The 14,974-nt window shown below is 70.7% G+C and carries 14 protein-coding genes; 10 read left to right on the top strand and 4 right to left on the bottom strand.

What is annotated here, in order from left to right; translation table 11 throughout:
• The first annotated feature begins 222 nt into the window (after positions 1-222).
• From HNR40_RS40745 to HNR40_RS40735, 3 genes are all read left to right on the top strand, one after another.
• Positions 223-1,095 (top strand): UbiA family prenyltransferase, encoded by an 873-nt coding sequence (locus HNR40_RS40745; RefSeq protein ID WP_184971252.1) that lies wholly within the window; start codon positions 223-225, stop codon positions 1,093-1,095.
• 387 nt (positions 1,096-1,482) lie between these two features.
• Positions 1,483-2,268, top strand: coding sequence for a sensor histidine kinase (locus tag HNR40_RS40740; protein ID WP_184971251.1), 786 nt, complete (start codon positions 1,483-1,485; stop codon positions 2,266-2,268).
• Entirely contained in the window at positions 2,249-2,920 is a 672-nt protein-coding gene (locus HNR40_RS40735) for a response regulator transcription factor (protein ID WP_184971250.1), read from the top strand. The genes HNR40_RS40740 and HNR40_RS40735 overlap by 20 nt, the downstream gene beginning before the upstream one ends.
• Here HNR40_RS40735 and HNR40_RS40730 read toward each other — a convergent pair.
• Positions 2,896-3,789, bottom strand: a complete 894-nt coding sequence (locus HNR40_RS40730; protein ID WP_246510148.1) for an aldo/keto reductase — start codon at positions 3,787-3,789, stop codon at positions 2,896-2,898. The genes HNR40_RS40735 and HNR40_RS40730 overlap by 25 nt on opposite strands.
• Before the next feature lie 202 nt (positions 3,790-3,991).
• On the opposite strand from HNR40_RS40730, the gene HNR40_RS40725 reads away from it, so the two are divergent.
• Positions 3,992-4,624 carry a 4'-phosphopantetheinyl transferase family protein gene (locus HNR40_RS40725; protein WP_184971248.1) on the top strand — a complete coding sequence of 211 codons (633 nt, stop codon included), beginning with the start codon at positions 3,992-3,994 and terminating at the stop codon, positions 4,622-4,624.
• The gene (locus HNR40_RS40720) at positions 4,621-5,457 is read left to right on the top strand and encodes a TIGR03621 family F420-dependent LLM class oxidoreductase (RefSeq protein WP_184971247.1); all 837 of its coding nucleotides are present in this window, start codon (positions 4,621-4,623) and stop codon (positions 5,455-5,457) included. The genes HNR40_RS40725 and HNR40_RS40720 overlap by 4 nt, the downstream gene beginning before the upstream one ends.
• Here the strand turns inward: HNR40_RS40720 and HNR40_RS57595 are convergent.
• On the bottom strand, positions 5,438-6,763 hold the full coding sequence (locus HNR40_RS57595) for an NDP-hexose 2,3-dehydratase family protein (RefSeq protein WP_312896713.1): 1,326 nt from the start codon (positions 6,761-6,763) through the stop codon (positions 5,438-5,440). The two genes, HNR40_RS40720 and HNR40_RS57595, sit on opposite strands and share 20 nt — an antisense overlap.
• 49 nt (positions 6,764-6,812) lie before the next feature.
• Here HNR40_RS57595 and HNR40_RS40710 point away from each other — a divergent pair, with 49 nt between their 5' ends.
• Genes HNR40_RS40710 through HNR40_RS40700 form a run of 3 tightly spaced genes read left to right on the top strand, consistent with a single transcriptional unit; the run spans position 6,813 to position 9,314 of the window.
• Positions 6,813-7,511 carry a DUF1707 SHOCT-like domain-containing protein gene (locus tag HNR40_RS40710; protein ID WP_312896696.1) on the top strand — a complete coding sequence of 233 codons (699 nt, stop codon included), beginning with the start codon at positions 6,813-6,815 and terminating at the stop codon, positions 7,509-7,511.
• Between the two features lie 22 nt (positions 7,512-7,533).
• A complete protein-coding gene (locus tag HNR40_RS40705; RefSeq protein WP_184971244.1) occupies positions 7,534-8,748 on the top strand; it encodes a class I SAM-dependent methyltransferase in 1,215 nt (404 codons plus the stop codon).
• Positions 8,748-9,314, top strand: a complete 567-nt coding sequence (locus HNR40_RS40700) for a dTDP-4-dehydrorhamnose 3,5-epimerase family protein (protein ID WP_184971242.1) — start codon at positions 8,748-8,750, stop codon at positions 9,312-9,314. The genes HNR40_RS40705 and HNR40_RS40700 overlap by 1 nt, the downstream gene beginning before the upstream one ends.
• A gap of 1 nt (position 9,315) precedes the next feature.
• Here the strand turns inward: HNR40_RS40700 and HNR40_RS40695 are convergent, their stop codons facing one another.
• Positions 9,316-10,416 (bottom strand): DegT/DnrJ/EryC1/StrS family aminotransferase, encoded by a 1,101-nt coding sequence (locus HNR40_RS40695; protein WP_184971241.1) that lies wholly within the window; start codon positions 10,414-10,416, stop codon positions 9,316-9,318.
• On the opposite strand from HNR40_RS40695, the gene HNR40_RS40690 reads away from it, so the two are divergent.
• Both HNR40_RS40690 and HNR40_RS40685 read left to right on the top strand, forming a co-directional pair.
• Positions 10,415-11,689 (top strand): macrolide family glycosyltransferase, encoded by a 1,275-nt coding sequence (locus tag HNR40_RS40690; protein ID WP_312896695.1) that lies wholly within the window; start codon positions 10,415-10,417, stop codon positions 11,687-11,689. The genes HNR40_RS40695 and HNR40_RS40690 overlap by 2 nt on opposite strands.
• Positions 11,686-13,419, top strand: coding sequence for an AfsR/SARP family transcriptional regulator (locus HNR40_RS40685; RefSeq protein ID WP_184971236.1), 1,734 nt, complete (start codon positions 11,686-11,688; stop codon positions 13,417-13,419). Before HNR40_RS40690 ends, HNR40_RS40685 begins: the two co-directional genes overlap by 4 nt.
• Here the strand turns inward: HNR40_RS40685 and HNR40_RS40680 are convergent.
• Positions 13,335-14,945, bottom strand: a complete 1,611-nt coding sequence (locus HNR40_RS40680; protein ID WP_184971234.1) for an FAD-dependent monooxygenase — start codon at positions 14,943-14,945, stop codon at positions 13,335-13,337. The genes HNR40_RS40685 and HNR40_RS40680 overlap by 85 nt on opposite strands.
• Positions 14,946-14,974: the final 29 nt, after the last annotated feature.

Raw genomic sequence — 14,974 nt, 5'->3', positions numbered from 1 at the left:
GACATTCCCTATCGTCGCGTTGGTCGACTTGAGGCGAAGCTAGCTGGGGTTTCGCGGGCCGGGCAAGACGGATTCGCGGGAGGTTGTAGGCCGGGTATCCGAGGAATCATCCGGGACTACAACTTTCGTATCACCCCCTTATCTTTCGCGGCTGCTGGGGGCAAGAATCCGGCCATGGCTGGAGTGACCGCGTCAAGGAACGCGACAGGTTCGATCCCTTCGATGCTGGCGATGTGCGTGGCCGAGGCCAGGCCGGCCGTCCTGACCGTGTCCGCGATGCGCTTCCTCACCGGAGTCGTGCTGGCCCTGCCGGTCACGGCGGTGGCTCCGGAGCCGCTCAAGGTGCTGCAGGGCGCCGCGGCGTGGGTTCTGTCGATCTTCGCCATCTACCTGTTCAACGGCGTCACCGACGTGGCCGGCGACCGCGTCAACGGATCGGCCAGGCCGATCGCCCGCGGGGCGCTGGATCCGGGGTCGGCGCTGTTCGTGGCGGGTGTGGCTGCGGTGCTGTCGCTGGCCGTCACGCTCGACCTGCCGGGCCCGATGACGCTGATCGTGGGCGCCAACCTGGTGCTCGGCTACCTCTACTCAGGCCCGCCGGTGCCGCTCAAGGGCAGCTCGGGCGGCACCGTGGCGGTGCTGGTGCTCTCCGGGCTGCTGTCGTACCTGGGGGGCTTCACGCTCGCGGCAGGGGGACAGGCCGTCGGGACCCCTGTCGGGCTGCTGGTGTTCGCCGCCGCGTCCATCTACTGGATGACGCTCGTCGGGGTGCCGGCCAAGGATCTGTCGGACTGCGAGGGGGATGCCGCGGCCGGGCGGCGCACGGTCGTGGTGACCAGGGGTGAGCGGGCCTGCAGGTGGTTCATGTCGGTGGCGGCGTCCGTGCTGGTCGTGGCGTTGTTCGCGGCGGTGCTGCTGCTGGGGGTGGAGCTGGTCTGGGTGGTCGTGGCGACGGCCGTGGGGGCGGTGGCGGTGGTCGGGGCCGGGCGGGTGCGCTTAGGCGGGGGAACCCGGCGCGAACAACGCCGGCCGTACCGCGCGTTCATGGCCACACAACATCTGGTTCACATTACCGCGCTGATATCTGGCATTTGACGTTATATGTTGCCAGGATGGCCAGCCTGCGAGATAGTTGAGTGCTCGGTCCCATGGGCGGAAGGGACATCCTTGGATGCGGCATACGGGGTTGGGGGCGACCCGGCGCGAATCGTGGACGCATGTCGGGAAGAAATCCTCGTCGAATTCGAGGCCGCCCTGCTCACTGCCGGCAACGTTCTGTACACGGACCCGCAGGCCAAGCGACAGGCCCTAATGACCGCGCGTTACGTCCTGGACGATGTGGCGGCTACTCTCCGTGCCGGAAAGGTACAGATTAACAACCTGTATAAATTCCACGCGTGGGAAGTGGGCAGCCGTCGTGCCGCGACCGGCGTACACCCGAAAGCTTCTCTTGAGGCAGGCTCACTTTTCTTTCGTGTCGCGATGACGCGACTGGCCCTTCAGGTCGCCGCGGAATCGGAATCGCCGGCCGAGGCATTCACGCTGGTGGCCACCGGCATGGAGGAGAGCCTGTCCCTGCGCATCCGCGAGGCGTCGGAGAGCTACCACGGCTTCCTGCTCAACCAGGTCCACGAGGCGCAGGAGGACGAGCGCCGCCGGATCGCCCGCGAGTTACACGACCGCATCGGCCACGGCATCAGCGTCGCGCACCAGCAGCTCGCGCTGGCCGAGGTCTACCGGGTCACCAACGCCGCCCGCGCCTCCACCAAGATGGGCGTCGCCCAGCAGGCCATCCAGGAGACGATGGAGAACCTGCGCCAGATGACCTCCGAGCTCCACCCCCAGGTGCCGCTGAAGAGCCTGGAGAAGGCGCTGCTCGGCTTCCTGGAGGCGGTCGAGGACGACACCGTCTCCGTCGGGCTCCACGTCAACGGCGACGAGGGCTGGGCCGACGCCCGGGTGCTCGACGAGGCCTTCCTGGTCGTCAGGGAGGCCGCGCGCAACGCCTTCAACCACGCCGCGCCCACGATGATCCTCATGCGCGTCGACATCGCCCCCCACGAGCTCGTCGCCACCGTGCAGGACAACGGCAGGGGCTTCGACCCGGCCGTGGTGCGCCGCAAGGGCGGCGTCGGGCTGAGCTCGATGCGCGAGCGCACCGAACTGCTCGGCGGGCGGGTCACGATCTCCAGCGCCCCCGGCAGCGGCTGCCTGGTCGAGGTGTTCATCCCCCTGAAGAAGCGGCACGATGACCACGACCCCGGGTAGCGCGCTGATCTCCGTCGGCATCGTGGACGACCACGCCCTCTTCAGGGAGGGGCTGCGCGAGATCCTGGAGGCCGGCGGCGACATCGGCATCGTCGGCGAGGCCGGCGACTCGGCGGGCGCCGTCGCCATGGTCGGCGCCACGAAGCCGGACGTGCTCCTGCTCGACGTCGAGATCCCCGGCGACGAGGTCACCGAGACCGTCGGCAAGGTACGCAGGATCTCGCCCGAGACCCAGATCATCATCCTCAGCATGTACGACGGCCCGCAGTTGCTCACCCGGCTGCTGGCCGCCGGCATCCGCGGCTACCTCCTCAAGAGCGTGCACAGGCACGAGCTGATCGCGGCGGTCAAGAGCGTGCACGAGGACCCGTCCAGGGTGGTGCTCGCGGTCTCCCGGCACAGCCTGGCGCACGTGGAGTCGGCGCCGCCCTCCGGCGGGCTGAGCGAGAAGGAGCTGGAGGTCCTGCAACTGGCCGCCCAGGCGCTCAGCAACGCCCAGATCGCCCGCCGGCTCGGCCTGGCCGAGGCGACCGTGAAGCGGCACATGCGCAACATCTTCGTCAAGCTCAACGCGGTCTCGCGGATCGACGCCGTCAACAAGGCCGTGGCGGCCTCGCTGCTCGCGCCTCAGAGCAGGAGCGAGGGCGAGTAGTCGGGGAAGATCCCGGTCAGCTCGTCGCGGGTCTCGCGGCCCAGCGCGACCGTGGTGGCGGCCAGGTTCATCTCCAGGTGCACCTGGTCGCGGGTGCTGGGCACCGGCACCACCCGCTCGTCCTGGGCCAGCAGCCAGCCCAGCGCCAGCCGTCCAGCGCCCAGGTCGAGCTCGGCGGCGGCGGCCTCCAGGCGGCGCAGCGCTGGCACGTCGCGTTCGGGCAGGAAGCGGGCGTCGCCGTGGCGCCAGTCGTGAGGGCCGAGCACGGCGGCCGACCTGATCCGGCCGGTGAGGAAGCCCCGGCCCAGCGGGCGGGCGGCGAGCACGCCCACGCCCAGCCGGTACGCCTCGGCCAGGAGGGCGGCGTTGGCCCGCCGTACCCACAGGGAGAACTCCACCGCCAGCGCCGTCACCGGATGGACGGCGTGCGCCCGGCGCAGTTGCGCGGCCGTGGCGCCCGACAGGCCGATGTGGCGGATCTTCCCGGCCGCCACGAGCGCGGCCAGCGCGCCCACGCTCTCCTCGATCGGCACGCGGGGGTCCTGGCAGTGCAGGAAGTAGACGCCGACGCTCTCGGCGTCCAGGCGCTTCAGGGAGGACTCGCAGGCGCGTTCCAGGTATTCGGGCCGGCCGTCGAACTCGATCCTCCTGCCGAGGACGCGGGCGCCGCCCCTGGTGCAGACGACGACCTCGGGCCCGCGCCCGGCCACGGCCCGGCCCACCACGCGTTCGACCTGGCCGGCGGCGTAGAAGTCGGCGGTGTCGACGAGGGTCACGCCGGCGTCGAGCGCGCGGCGGATCAGGCCGGCCGCCTCGTGCTGGTCGGCGTGGCCGTAGGCGCCGGCCAGGGCCAGGGAGCCGAGCCCCATGCGGGACACGGCCGGTCCCGCCCGCCCCAACCGTGTATAGCGCATCCTCCTTGATAGCGAATATCGCTCAAAAAGCGGTCAAATTCCGGGTTAACTCGCACACCGTCGCCCCTATAGGACGCACCCCTAATTTCGTGGGACCGCCCGGGAATCATCTTCGCGGCCCTATTGGCGAATTGCCTTGTATGGGTAAGTTGGCTGGGTGATCGAGGACATCCTCCCCCCGGAGGTCGAGGCCTTCGAGACCTTCGACGATCCTCCCGGCACCGTGCTCTTCCCCGAGGAGGAGGCGCTGATCGGGCGGGCGGTGGAAAAGCGCCGCAGGGAGTTCGCGACCGCGCGCTACTGCGTCCGGCGAGCCATGGGGAAGCTGGGGATGGCGCCGGTCGCCGTGCTGCGCGGCCCGAGGGGCGAGCCGACCTGGCCGCCCGGCATCGCCGGCAGCATCACCCACTGCACCGGCTACCGCGCAGCCGCGCTCACCAGGAAGCCCGCCATGCTCGGCATCGACGCCGAGCCCGACGCCCCGGTGGGCGACGACGTGATCGAGGCGGTCTCGCTGCCGCACGAGCGCGACATGCTGCGCAGGCTGGCGGCGGAAAGCCCCGGGCCCTGCTGGGACCGGCTGCTGTTCAGCGCCAAGGAGTCCGTCTACAAGGCCTGGTTCCCGATGACGAACCGGTGGCTGGGCTTCTACGACGCCGAGATCGACGTGGACCCGTTCGGCGGCACGTTCTCGGCCCACATCATGGCGGAAGGCCTGCGGTGGCAGGGGCGGTGGCTCATCCGCAACGGCCTGATCGTCACCGCGATCGCGAGGATCGGGATGACATGATCAGATTTGGCGTGGTGCTCATCACCGAAGGCTGCTCCAGGAACGAGTGGATGGACAAGTGCCGCAGGGCCGAGGCGCTCGGCTACGACGTCGTCGCCGTCCCCGACCACCTCAACCTGCTGGCGCCCTTCCCCTGCGCCGTGCTGGCCGCCGAGGCGACCACGCGCCCGAGGATCGGCACGTACGTGCTCAACTCCAGCTTCTACCTGCCCGCGCTGCTCGCCAGGGACGTCGCCACCACCGCCCAGCTCCTCGGCGACCGGCTGGAGCTCGGGCTCGGCACCGGATACGTGAAGGCCGAGTTCGAGCGGGCCGGCATCCCGTTCGGCACCGCGTCCTCGCGCGCCGACCGGCTGGAGAGCCTGGTCAAGGAGCTCGACGCGGCGCTGGGGGAGTCGGCGCCGCCGCTGATGATCGGGGGGCACGGCGACCGCATCCTGCGCCTGGCCGCCCAGCGCGCCCAGACGGTCAGCTTCACCGGCGCGCCGTACCGGGCCGAATACGGAAGGACCGCCCTCGTGGACGCCGACGCGCTCGCCGAGCGCGTGGCCTTCGTCAGGGCCGAGGCGGGCGGCCGCGCGCCCGAGCTCAACCTGCTGCCCAAGGCCACCGTGATCACGCGCGAGCGCCGCGCGGGCCTGGAGAGCCTGCGCCGCTACGCGCCCGACCTCACGGCCGAGCAGCTCATGGAGGTCCCGACGCTGCTCGTCGGCACGCCCGCGCAGCTCGCCGAGCAGGTTCAGCGCGACAGCGAGAGGTACGGCTTCGCCTACTTCACCGTGACCGAGGCGGCCATGGAGGACTTCGGCAAGGTCATCGAGCGGCTGCGCTGAGACTGTCGAGGCAGGCGCTCAGTGTGCGGGCCTGGACGTTGAGGTAGTAGCTGTGCCGCAGCAATTCCACGACCTGGTGCATGGCCAGCCAGCGGAAGTCGGGGTGGCCCGGGGCCGGGTCCTCGCCGGTCTCCACGATCAGGTAGCGGTTCCTGGCGTGGTAGAAACGCCCGCCCTCCTCCGAGAGCACGGTGTCGAAGCGGATGCGCTCGGGCCCGGCGCCCAGCACCTCGTCCAGGAACAGCGGGCGCGCCGCGGGCGGCAGGTGGTCGTAGTTCTCCGGCACGCACTGCACGGTCGGCGCCAGCTCGACCACGTCGGTGTAGCCGGGCTCCACGCGCGCGTGGACCAGCGCGTGCAGGACGCCGCCGATCTGGCGCACCAGGAAGGCGATGACGCCGGTGCCCACCGGCTCGATCATCGGCTGTGTCCAGCCGCTCACCTCGCGCCCGTTGGAGGCGACGCGCACGCCGATGATGTCGAAGAAGCGGCCGCTGTCGTGCGAGATCCGGCCGTCGTCGCGGCGCCACTGCCGCAGCCGGTTGAGCGGGATGGGCTCGGTGCTGATGTCGACGGTCGAGCGGATGCCGCTGAGCCAGCTCAGCACCTCGCCGATGCCGTGCACGGCGGCCTGACGCGGGTCGCGGGAGCGGATCAGCGCCGCGCGGAAGCCGTCGTCCTCGGGCACCCGCGCCCCCAGCGCCGGCATGCAGGCCAGCACCGTGCGCGCGTCCATGTTCACCAGGTCGGGAACGGCCAGCATCTCGTGGACCCGCCCCAGCGGCAGCCACCGGAACCCGTCGAGCACCTCGACGTCCTCGGCGGTCTCCACGACCATGTTCCTGTTGCGCTTGCGGTAGAACCAGGCGCCCTGCTCCGACTGACGCACGTCCGCCAGCACCCGCCCGCTCGGCTCCCTGAAGTGTTCCAGGTACGGCACCGGCCGCCCCTGGTGCACGCGGGTGTAGTTGCTCCTGGTGGCCTGCACGGTGGGCGAGACCTGGGGGCCGTCGTGGTTGCCGGGCTCGTTCTTGGCCTGCATCAGCAGGTGCGGCACGCCGTCCACCCGCTTGACCAGGATGCCGAGGATGCCCACCTCGGGCTGGTTGATGATCGGCTGGGTCCAGGCGTCCACGGGGCTGCCGGGAAAGCGCACGTCGAGCCCCTGGACGGTGAAGAACTTGCCGCTGTCGTGGCTGATGTTCCCGGTGCTCTCACACCGGCGCCATCCGCCCAGCTCCTCCAGAGGAAGCCGCTCCACCGTCATCGCGGTGTGCTGGGCGACTTCCTCGAACCAGCTCCGGATGTCAAGAATGGCGGTCTCCTAACAACAGGCCTTTACCGCCGAAGTTCGCATGAGCCGCCATAACACCTCAACCCCTGCTTTTCGGCGATGGAAAATAGGGGTTATCTCTGGGACCCGCCATTCATACGCTCTTAGGGTGGACGCCATGACCGATCGTCCGGAAATCCGAGCCAGTGACCAGGATCGCGACAGAATTGCGGAAATGCTGAGAGTCGCGGTCAGCGAGGGACGCATCGACCTCGAAGAGCTGAACGAGCGCCTGGACCGCACCTACGGCGCGCGTACGCTCCGTGAGCTGGACGAGGTCGTCGAGGACTTACCCCAGGCCGGTCCGCCGCCTACGGCGCTGCTGCCGGCCACCGTGGCGGCGGCCGCTCCGTTGCCCGCTCACCCCGGTGACGTGCTGGAGCTGCACACGCGCAGCGGCAAGATCCGCCAGGACGGGCGCTGGGTGGTGCCGCCGCTCATCACGACCAAGGCACACCGCTTCGGCACCGTGCGCGTCGACTTCACCAGGGCCGAGTGCGCCTACCGTGAGGTGACCGTCGACGTGCAGATCACCTCGTGGTTCGGCGACGTCGTCATCGTCGCCCCCTACGACTGGTGGGTGCAGGACGACGCGGTGACCCGCCGGCTCCTCGGCGCCGTCCACAACAGGCCCATCGTCTCGCCCACCCAGGCCGCGGTCGTCGTGCGGCTCACCGGCTACGTGCAGACCGGTGACGTGTGGGTGAGGTACCGCCGCTGACGGCAATCTTCAGGAGGATCGCATGGCGTGCCGCATCTGTTCCGGCCGGCTCCGCGAGTTCGCGGACTTCGGCCGGCAGCCGATCTCCGACGCCTTCGTCGAACCCGGTGACCCACGCGAGGAGTTCTTCTTCCGGCTCGCGGTCGGCGTCTGCGAGAGCTGCACGATGGTGCAGCTTCTCGAAGAGGTGCCGAGGGAGCGCATGTTCCACGAGGGCTACCCCTACGTCTCCTCCGGCTCCTCGGTCATGCGCGAGCACTTCCACACGCTGGCCAAGCGGCTGCTGACCACCGAGCTGAGCGGCGATGACCCGTTCGTCGTCGAGCTCGGCTGCAACGACGGCACCATGCTGGAGGTCGTCGCCGACGCCGGAGTCAGGCACCTCGGCGTCGAGCCGTCGGGCGGCGTGGCCGACCTGGCCGCCGCCAAGGGCGTGCGCGTCACCAAGGACTTCTTCGAGGCCGAGACCGCCGCCCGGGTACGCGCCGAGGACGGCCCCGCCGACGTGATCTACGCGGCCAACACCCTGTGCCACATCCCCTACATGGACTCGATCCTCAGCGGCGTCGACACGCTGCTCAAGGTGGACGGCGTCTTCGTCTTCGAGGACCCGTACCTGGCCGACATCGTGGCCCGCTCCTCCTTCGACCAGATCTACGACGAGCACTTCTACTTCTTCTGCGCCGGCTCGGTGAGCCGGATGGCCGCCCGCCACGGCTTCGAGCTCGTCGACGTCGAGCGGCTGCCCGTGCACGGCGGCGAGGTGCGCTACACCCTCGCCAGGACCGGCGCCAGGACGCCCGCTCCGGCGGTCGCCGCGATGCTGGCCGAGGAGGACGAGGCCGGCATCACCCGGCTGTCCGCCCTCGACCGCTTCGCCGCCACCGTCGAGGGCAACCGCGACCGGCTCACGGCACTGCTGAAGGGGCTGCGCGCCCAGGGCGCCACCATCTACGGCTACGGCGCCACCGCCAAGAGCGCCACCGTGCTCAACTACTGCGGCATCGGCCCGGACCTGCTCACCTTCGTCAGCGACACCACCCCGGCCAAGCAGGGACGGCTCACGCCCGGCTCGCACATCCCCGTGCTCGGGCCCGAGGCCTTCCGCGACCCCTACCCCGACTACGCGCTGCTGCTCGCCTGGAACCACGCCGAGGAGATCATGGCCAAGGAGGCGGGCTTCAGGGAGTCGGGCGGCCGGTGGATCCTGTACGTCCCCGACGTCCACGTCGTGTGATGCGCCATCGCGAACTCGCCGTCGCCGGCGCCTTCGAGTTCACCCCTGCGGTCTTCCCCGACGAGCGTGGGTCGTTCGCCTCGCCGTACCAGGAGGGGGCCTTCATCGCCGCGACCGGGAAGGCGCTCTTCCCGGTCGCGCAGGCCAGCAGGAACGTCTCCCGGCGCGGTGTGGTCCGCGGCATCCACTACACGCTGATCCCGCCGGGCACGGCCAAGTACGTGTACTGCGCGGCGGGGCGGGTGCTCGACTACGCGGTGGACCTGAGGGTGGGCTCGCCCACGTTCGGGCGGTGGGAGGCGGCGGAGCTGAGCCTCGCCAACGGGCGCGCGGTCTACTTCCCGCCCGGCGTGGGGCACGCCTTCGCCGCGCTGGAGGACGACTCGGTGGTGTGCTACCTGTTGTCGGCGGAGTACCGCAAGGAGAACGAGCTGACGCTGTCGGTCTTCGACGCCGACCTCGCGCTCGACCTGCCCGCCGAGCCGGAGCCGATCCTGTCCGAACGCGACGCGGCCGCCCCCACGCTGGGTGAGGCGGCCGCGCTCGGACTGCTTCCCGAGTGGTGATCTAGAGCACCTCGCGCAGGGCGGCGATGACCTTCTCCTGCACCTCGACCGGGAGCGAGGGGTACATGGGCAGCGAGAAGATCTGCCCGGCCAGCTCCTCGGTCACCGGCAGGCTGCCGGGACGGTAGCCGAGGTGGGCGAAGCCGGTCATCGTGTGGACCGGCCACGGGTAGGAGATGTTGAGGTGGATGTCGTAGGCGCGCAGCGCCTCGATGATCTCGTCGCGCCGGGGGTGGCGCACCACGTACACGTAGTAGACGTGCTCGTTGCCCTCGGCGGTCGCGGGCAGCACCAGCTCGGTGTCGCCCAGAGCCCGCTCGTAGCGCTCGGCGACCGCGCGGCGGCCGGCGATGTAGGCGTCGAGGCGGGTGAGCTTGCGGCGCAGGATCTCCGCCTGCACCTCGTCCAGGCGGGAGTTGTGGCCCGGCGTTCGCACCACGTAGTAGGTCTGCTCCATGCCGTAGTAGCGCAGCCTGCGCAGGTTGGCGTCCACGACGTCGTCGGAGGTGATCGTCGCGCCGCCGTCGCCGTACGCGCCGAGCACCTTGGTCGGGTAGAAGGAGAACGCCGCGGCCCGCCCCATCGAGCCGGCCACGCGGCCGTGGTGCCTGGCGCCGTGCGCCTGGGCGCAGTCCTCCAGGATCACCAGGTCGTACTTCTCGGCCAGGCGCTCCAGCGGAGCCATGTCGACGCACTGGCCGTACAGGTGGACGGGCAGCAGGCAGCGGGTGCGCGGCGTGATGGCCGCCTCGACCTGCTCGACGTCCATGAGGTAGGTGTCGCGGTGCACGTCGGCGAAGACCGGCGTGGCGCCCACGCCGTCGATGGCGACGACGGTCGGCGCCGCCGTGTTGGACACGGTGATCACCTCGTCGCCCCCGCCGACCCCCAGAGCCTGGAGGCCGAGCTTGAGCGCGTTGGTGCCGTTGTCGACTCCGGTGCAGTGGCGCGCGCCGTGGTAGGCGGCGAACTCGGCCTCGAAGGCGCGCACGCTCTCGCCGAGCACGAGCTGGCCGGATTGGAACACGGTCTCGACGGCGTCGATCAGATCGTCCCGCTCGACGTCGTATTCCGGCAGGTAGTCCCAGACACGAGTGGCCATGACTCAACGTAATCACCGGGCCCCGTACCGGCGGTACCCCTATCACGGGGTTAGGGGTGACACGTTATGCCCCGTCCTCACTAGCTTTGTGCGTATGGCACGGCATTACCTTTTCATGTGTCAGCCCGATCATGGCCACGTGATTCCGAACCTGGCCGTGGTCGCCGAATTGGTGCGCCGGGGAAACCGGGTCACCTACGTCACCGGTGAAAGCATGGCCGACGTCGTCCGCGCCGCGGGCGCCACCGTCATCGGCTACGACTCCATTTATCACAAGGCCGATCTGCGCCGCCTCGAAGACGACCCGCTCGGGCTCATCTCGCTGTTTCTCGACGAGAGCCGGGTCATGCTGGAAAGTGTCGGCGAGGAAAAGGCGGACGTGGTCGTCTATGACATCTCCGTCTTGCACGCCGGGCGGATTCTGGCGCGTAAGTGGGGGCGGCCGGCCGTACAACTCATTCCGGTGTTCGCGTCCAACGAGCATTTCTCCTACCTCTCGTCCATCTACGGCGACGGCGGCGCCGGCGGCGCGCTGCCCGGCTGGGTGGATGACATGCTGGCCAGGACGGCCACGCTCGCGCGGGACCACGGCGTGGACGTGCCGCCGGCCGACCTGTGGTGGCAGGTGCAGGACTTCAGCCTGGTCAACCTGCCGCGCTCCTTCCAGTTCGCCGGGGAGACCTTCGACGAGCGCTTCGCCTTCGTCGGGCCGTGCCTAGGTGAGCGGGCCTTGGGCGAGCGGAGCTTCCTGTCGGACTGGACGCCGCCCGGCGACGGCCGCCCGATCGCGCTGCTCACCTTCGGCACCGTGGCCAGCAGCCGTCCCGACCTGTTCCGCACCTGCGTGCGGGCCTTCGGCGAGCTGCCCTGGCACACCGTGGTGACCGTGCCGGAAGCCGTCGACCTGGGGCCGCTGCCGTCCAACGTCGAGGTACGCCGCTGGGTCTCGCACATGAGCGTGCTGCGGCACGCCGACGTGGCCGTCACCCACGGCGGCATGGGCACCGCCATGGAGGCCCTGTACTGGGGCCGCCCCACCGTCATCGTCCCGGCCACCGCCATCGACGGCCCGCCCGCCCGCCGGGTCGCCGAACTCGGCCTCGGCCGCGTCGTCGACCCCGCCGAGCTGACGCCCGAGCGCCTGGTCGCCGACGTGCTCGCGGTCGTCTCCGATGACCGGGTACGGCAGGCCACCGCCGCCATGGCACAGGAGATCCGCGAAGCCGGCGGCACGGCCAGAGCGGCCGACGAGTTAGAGCGGTACGCGGCATGAGCAGGCTCTTCGAGTTCGGCGTCCTCGGCCCGCTCAAGGTCGCCAAGGACGGCGCCGAGCTGCACATGAGCGCCAACAGGGAGCTGGCGATCCTGGCCAGCCTGCTGCTCAACGCCAACCGGGTGGTCAGCGTGGACCGCCTGGTGGAGACGGTGTGGGCGGGTTCGGCCCCGGCCAGCGCGTGGCGGCAGATCGCCATCTGCGTCTCGCGGCTGCGCCGTACATTGGGGGCGGGTGTGATCGAGACGTCCAGTCCCGGCTACATGCTGCGCGCCGAGCCGGACAGCATCGACTGGCTGCGCTTCGGCGCGCTGGTGGCGCGGGCGCGCACGACGGCGGCGGACGGCGAGCGCGAGGCGGCGGTCAAGCTGCTGCGCGAGGCGCTGTCGTTGTGGCGGGGCAACCCGTTCGAGGACATCAGGGGCCTGCGCTACGACGTCGCCAGGATGGAGGAGTCGCGGCTGGAGGCCATGGAGGCCTGCCTGGAGCTGGAGATCGAGCTCGGCCGCCACCACCAGGTGATCCCCGACCTGCTGGCGCTGGTGAACGAGTCGCCGTTCCGCGAGCGGGTGCGGGCCCAGCTGATGCTGGCCCAGTACCGCGCTGGACGGCGGGCCGACGCGCTGCGCACCTACCAGGAGACGCGCCGCTACCTGCTGGAGCAGATCGGCCTGGAGCCCGGACCCGCGCTGCGCCGCCTGCACGACCAGATCCTCAGGGACGAGGTCGCGCTGATGCGTCCGGTGCCGCGTCCCGCCGTGGCCGCGCAGGTGGTCCCGTCGCAGCTGCCGCCGCAGATCCTGCCGTTCGTCGGCAGGGAGCGGGAGCTGGCGGCGCTGGACGCGGCGCTGAGCCAGGAGCAGGCGGCGGCCCCGGCCACCACGGTGGTGAGCGGGCCCGCGGGCATGGGCAAGACCGCCCTGGTGCTGCGGTGGGCGCACGAGCGGATCGACTGGTTCCCCGACGGGCAGTTGTTCGCCGACATGGCGGGGACCAACCCCTCGACGGTGGTCGAGCGGTTCCTGCGCGCTCTCGGTGTGCCCGCGGCCGACCTGCCCCTCGACGCCGAGGAGCAACTGGCCTTGTACCGCAGTTGGACGGCGCGGCGCAGGCTGCTGGTGGTGCTGGACAACGTCACCGACGCCGAACAGGTCGTGCCGCTGCTGCCCGGCGGCGCGCACTGCCGGGTCGTCGTGATCAGCACGGACCCGCTGGACGACCTGGTGGCCAGGCAGGGGGCGCACCGCGAGTTCGTCCGGCCGCTGCCCGCGACCGACGCCCGGCGGCTGGCCGACCTGCTGGTGGGCACGGCCCGCGGCCGCGTCCTGGCCGCGACCTCGGGCAGCCCGCTCTCGCTGCGCCTCGCCGCGGCCAAGATGCGCACCCGCTCACGCCCCCACCACGACCCACCCCGCCACGATCCCGCGCGCCACGACCCTGTGCGTCACGATCCCGCGCGCCATGACCCTGTGCGTCACGATCCCGCGCGCCATGACCCTGTGCGTCACGATCCCGCGCGCCTTGACCCTGTGCGTCACGACCCGGCCCGCCTTGATTCGGCGCGCCTTGATGCGGCTCGTCACGACTCCGCCCGGCTTGATGCGGCCCGGCACGATGCGGCTCAGCCGCATCGTGACCTGGCCCATCATGACCGCGCCAGGATCGTGTCCAGCGCCTCCAGCAGTTCCGCCTGTGAGGGCTGTCCGGCGCACGAACGCCACCCCACGTGACCGTCGGGGCGGACCAGCACCGCCCCGCTCTCCTCCAGGCCGTACTCCCCGGCCCAGGTCGGCGAGGTCAGCCCGCCGGACCCGTCGGCCGAGATCTCGACCGCCGCGATCGCCACGCCGCTCGATTCGGCCGCCTCCTTCGCCGCCTGCAGCCAGCCGCTCCCGGCCGGCGTCAGCAGCGTGAACCGGGGCCCGAGCAGGTCGAGCGTGGAGATCCTGCCGTCCTCGCCGGTCAGCCAGGCGTGCGGGGCGCGGTGGCCGGGACGGGCGGTGGGGAGGTAGGCGCGGTAGGGGTCCTCGGGCTCGGGGGCGGGCGTGCCGTCGGCGACCACGGCCGCCGACTCGTAGTGGAAGCCCAGCACCAGGCCCTCCGAGCTGCGCCGGCCCGCCTGCTGCTCGATCGCCTCGGTCATCGACAGGTGCCCCTCCATCATGTGGAAGGTGATCAGCGCGTTGTTCAGGCTCTCGTCCACGGTCCTGGCCGCGATCGGGTGCCGCTCCGCGGTGTAGGTGTCCAGCAGGTACGGCCCAGCCGTACCGTGGAGCACGGCGGCGAGCTTCCAGGCCAGGTTGTGCGCGTCCTGGATGCCGCAGTTCATGCCGAACCCGCCCTGCGGCGTGGCCACGTGCGCGGCGTCCCCGGCGAGGAAGATCCGGCCCTTCTGGAAACCGGTCGCCACCTTGGCCTGCTGCAGCCAGGGCATGACGCCCAGGATGTCGACGGGCAGGCCGGGCACGCCGACGGCGCCGCGTACCGCGTCGAGGCAGACCTGCGGGGTGAAGTCGGCGGGGCTGCCGCCGTCCTCGGGTTCGTAGCCGGTCTGCACCATCCAGCGCCTGCCGCCGTCCACGGCCTCGACCGCGCACGGCGGGTTGCGCAGGAACGACAGCGCGGCCCGGCGCTCGGAAGGCAGGAAGCTCAGGTCGGCCTCGAACATGATGCTGATCATGTGGCCGAGCGTGGGCGGGCCCTCGACCTCGATGCCGAGCTGCTCCCTGACGCCGCTCTTGGCGCCGTCGGCGGCCACGGCGTAGCGGGCGCGCACCAGCGTACGGCCCCGCCCGTCCTCGACGACCGCCTCGACGCCGTCGCCGACGTCGCGCAGCCCGGTCATCGTCGCGCCATAGCTGACCTGGGCGGACGGCATCGACTCCGCGAGCCGGCGCAGGATCACCTCCAGGTGGTCCTGCGAGCACAGGTAGGCGTAGGTGGGGCTCTGCGGGGCGTCGCGTTCGATCGCGGCCGCGGAGCGGATGAAGTCGTCGGAGGACAGCGAGCTGCCGACGCCCACGGCGAGGAACTCCTCGCGGGGCATTCCGGCGCGCTCGACGTCCGCCACGATTCCCCAGGCGCGGAAGATCTCCATCGTCCTGGTGGTGATGAGCCTGGCCTTCGGGAATATCGAGGTGCCCGCGTGTTTCTCGACGAGCAGCGTCGATATTCCGTGGCGCGAGAGCTCAATTGAGGCGGACAGGCCGACCGGGCCGCCGCCGACGACCAAAACTTCTACGTCGAGCTCGTCCATGACGCAAGGGTGATATATCCAATTTCCCC

The sequence above is a fragment of the Nonomuraea endophytica genome, assembly GCF_014203235.1.
Classification (GTDB): domain Bacteria; phylum Actinomycetota; class Actinomycetes; order Streptosporangiales; family Streptosporangiaceae; genus Nonomuraea; species Nonomuraea endophytica.
This window is presented reverse-complemented; position numbering and strand designations above follow the sequence as displayed.

Bases quoted from the DNA above. Each gene is read 5' to 3' on its own strand.
- HNR40_RS40720 (WP_184971247.1), top strand. From the start codon at position 4,621: ATGATCAGATTTGGCGTGGTGCTCATCACCGAAGGCTGCTCCAGGAAC.
- HNR40_RS40735 (WP_184971250.1), top strand. From the start codon at position 2,249: ATGACCACGACCCCGGGTAGCGCGCTGATCTCCGTCGGCATCGTGGAC.
- HNR40_RS40730 (WP_246510148.1), bottom strand. From the start codon at position 3,789: ATGGGGCTCGGCTCCCTGGCCCTGGCCGGCGCCTACGGCCACGCCGAC.
- HNR40_RS40745 (WP_184971252.1), top strand. From the start codon at position 223: ATGCTGGCGATGTGCGTGGCCGAGGCCAGGCCGGCCGTCCTGACCGTG.
- HNR40_RS40695 (WP_184971241.1), bottom strand. From the start codon at position 10,416: ATGGCCACTCGTGTCTGGGACTACCTGCCGGAATACGACGTCGAGCGG.
- HNR40_RS40680 (WP_184971234.1), bottom strand. From the start codon at position 14,945: ATGGACGAGCTCGACGTAGAAGTTTTGGTCGTCGGCGGCGGCCCGGTC.
- HNR40_RS40700 (WP_184971242.1), top strand. From the start codon at position 8,748: ATGCGCCATCGCGAACTCGCCGTCGCCGGCGCCTTCGAGTTCACCCCT.
- HNR40_RS40705 (WP_184971244.1), top strand. From the start codon at position 7,534: ATGGCGTGCCGCATCTGTTCCGGCCGGCTCCGCGAGTTCGCGGACTTC.
- HNR40_RS40685 (WP_184971236.1), top strand. From the start codon at position 11,686: ATGAGCAGGCTCTTCGAGTTCGGCGTCCTCGGCCCGCTCAAGGTCGCC.
- HNR40_RS40710 (WP_312896696.1), top strand. From the start codon at position 6,813: ATGAGCCGCCATAACACCTCAACCCCTGCTTTTCGGCGATGGAAAATA.
- HNR40_RS40740 (WP_184971251.1), top strand. From the start codon at position 1,483: ATGACGCGACTGGCCCTTCAGGTCGCCGCGGAATCGGAATCGCCGGCC.
- HNR40_RS40690 (WP_312896695.1), top strand. From the start codon at position 10,415: ATGACTCAACGTAATCACCGGGCCCCGTACCGGCGGTACCCCTATCAC.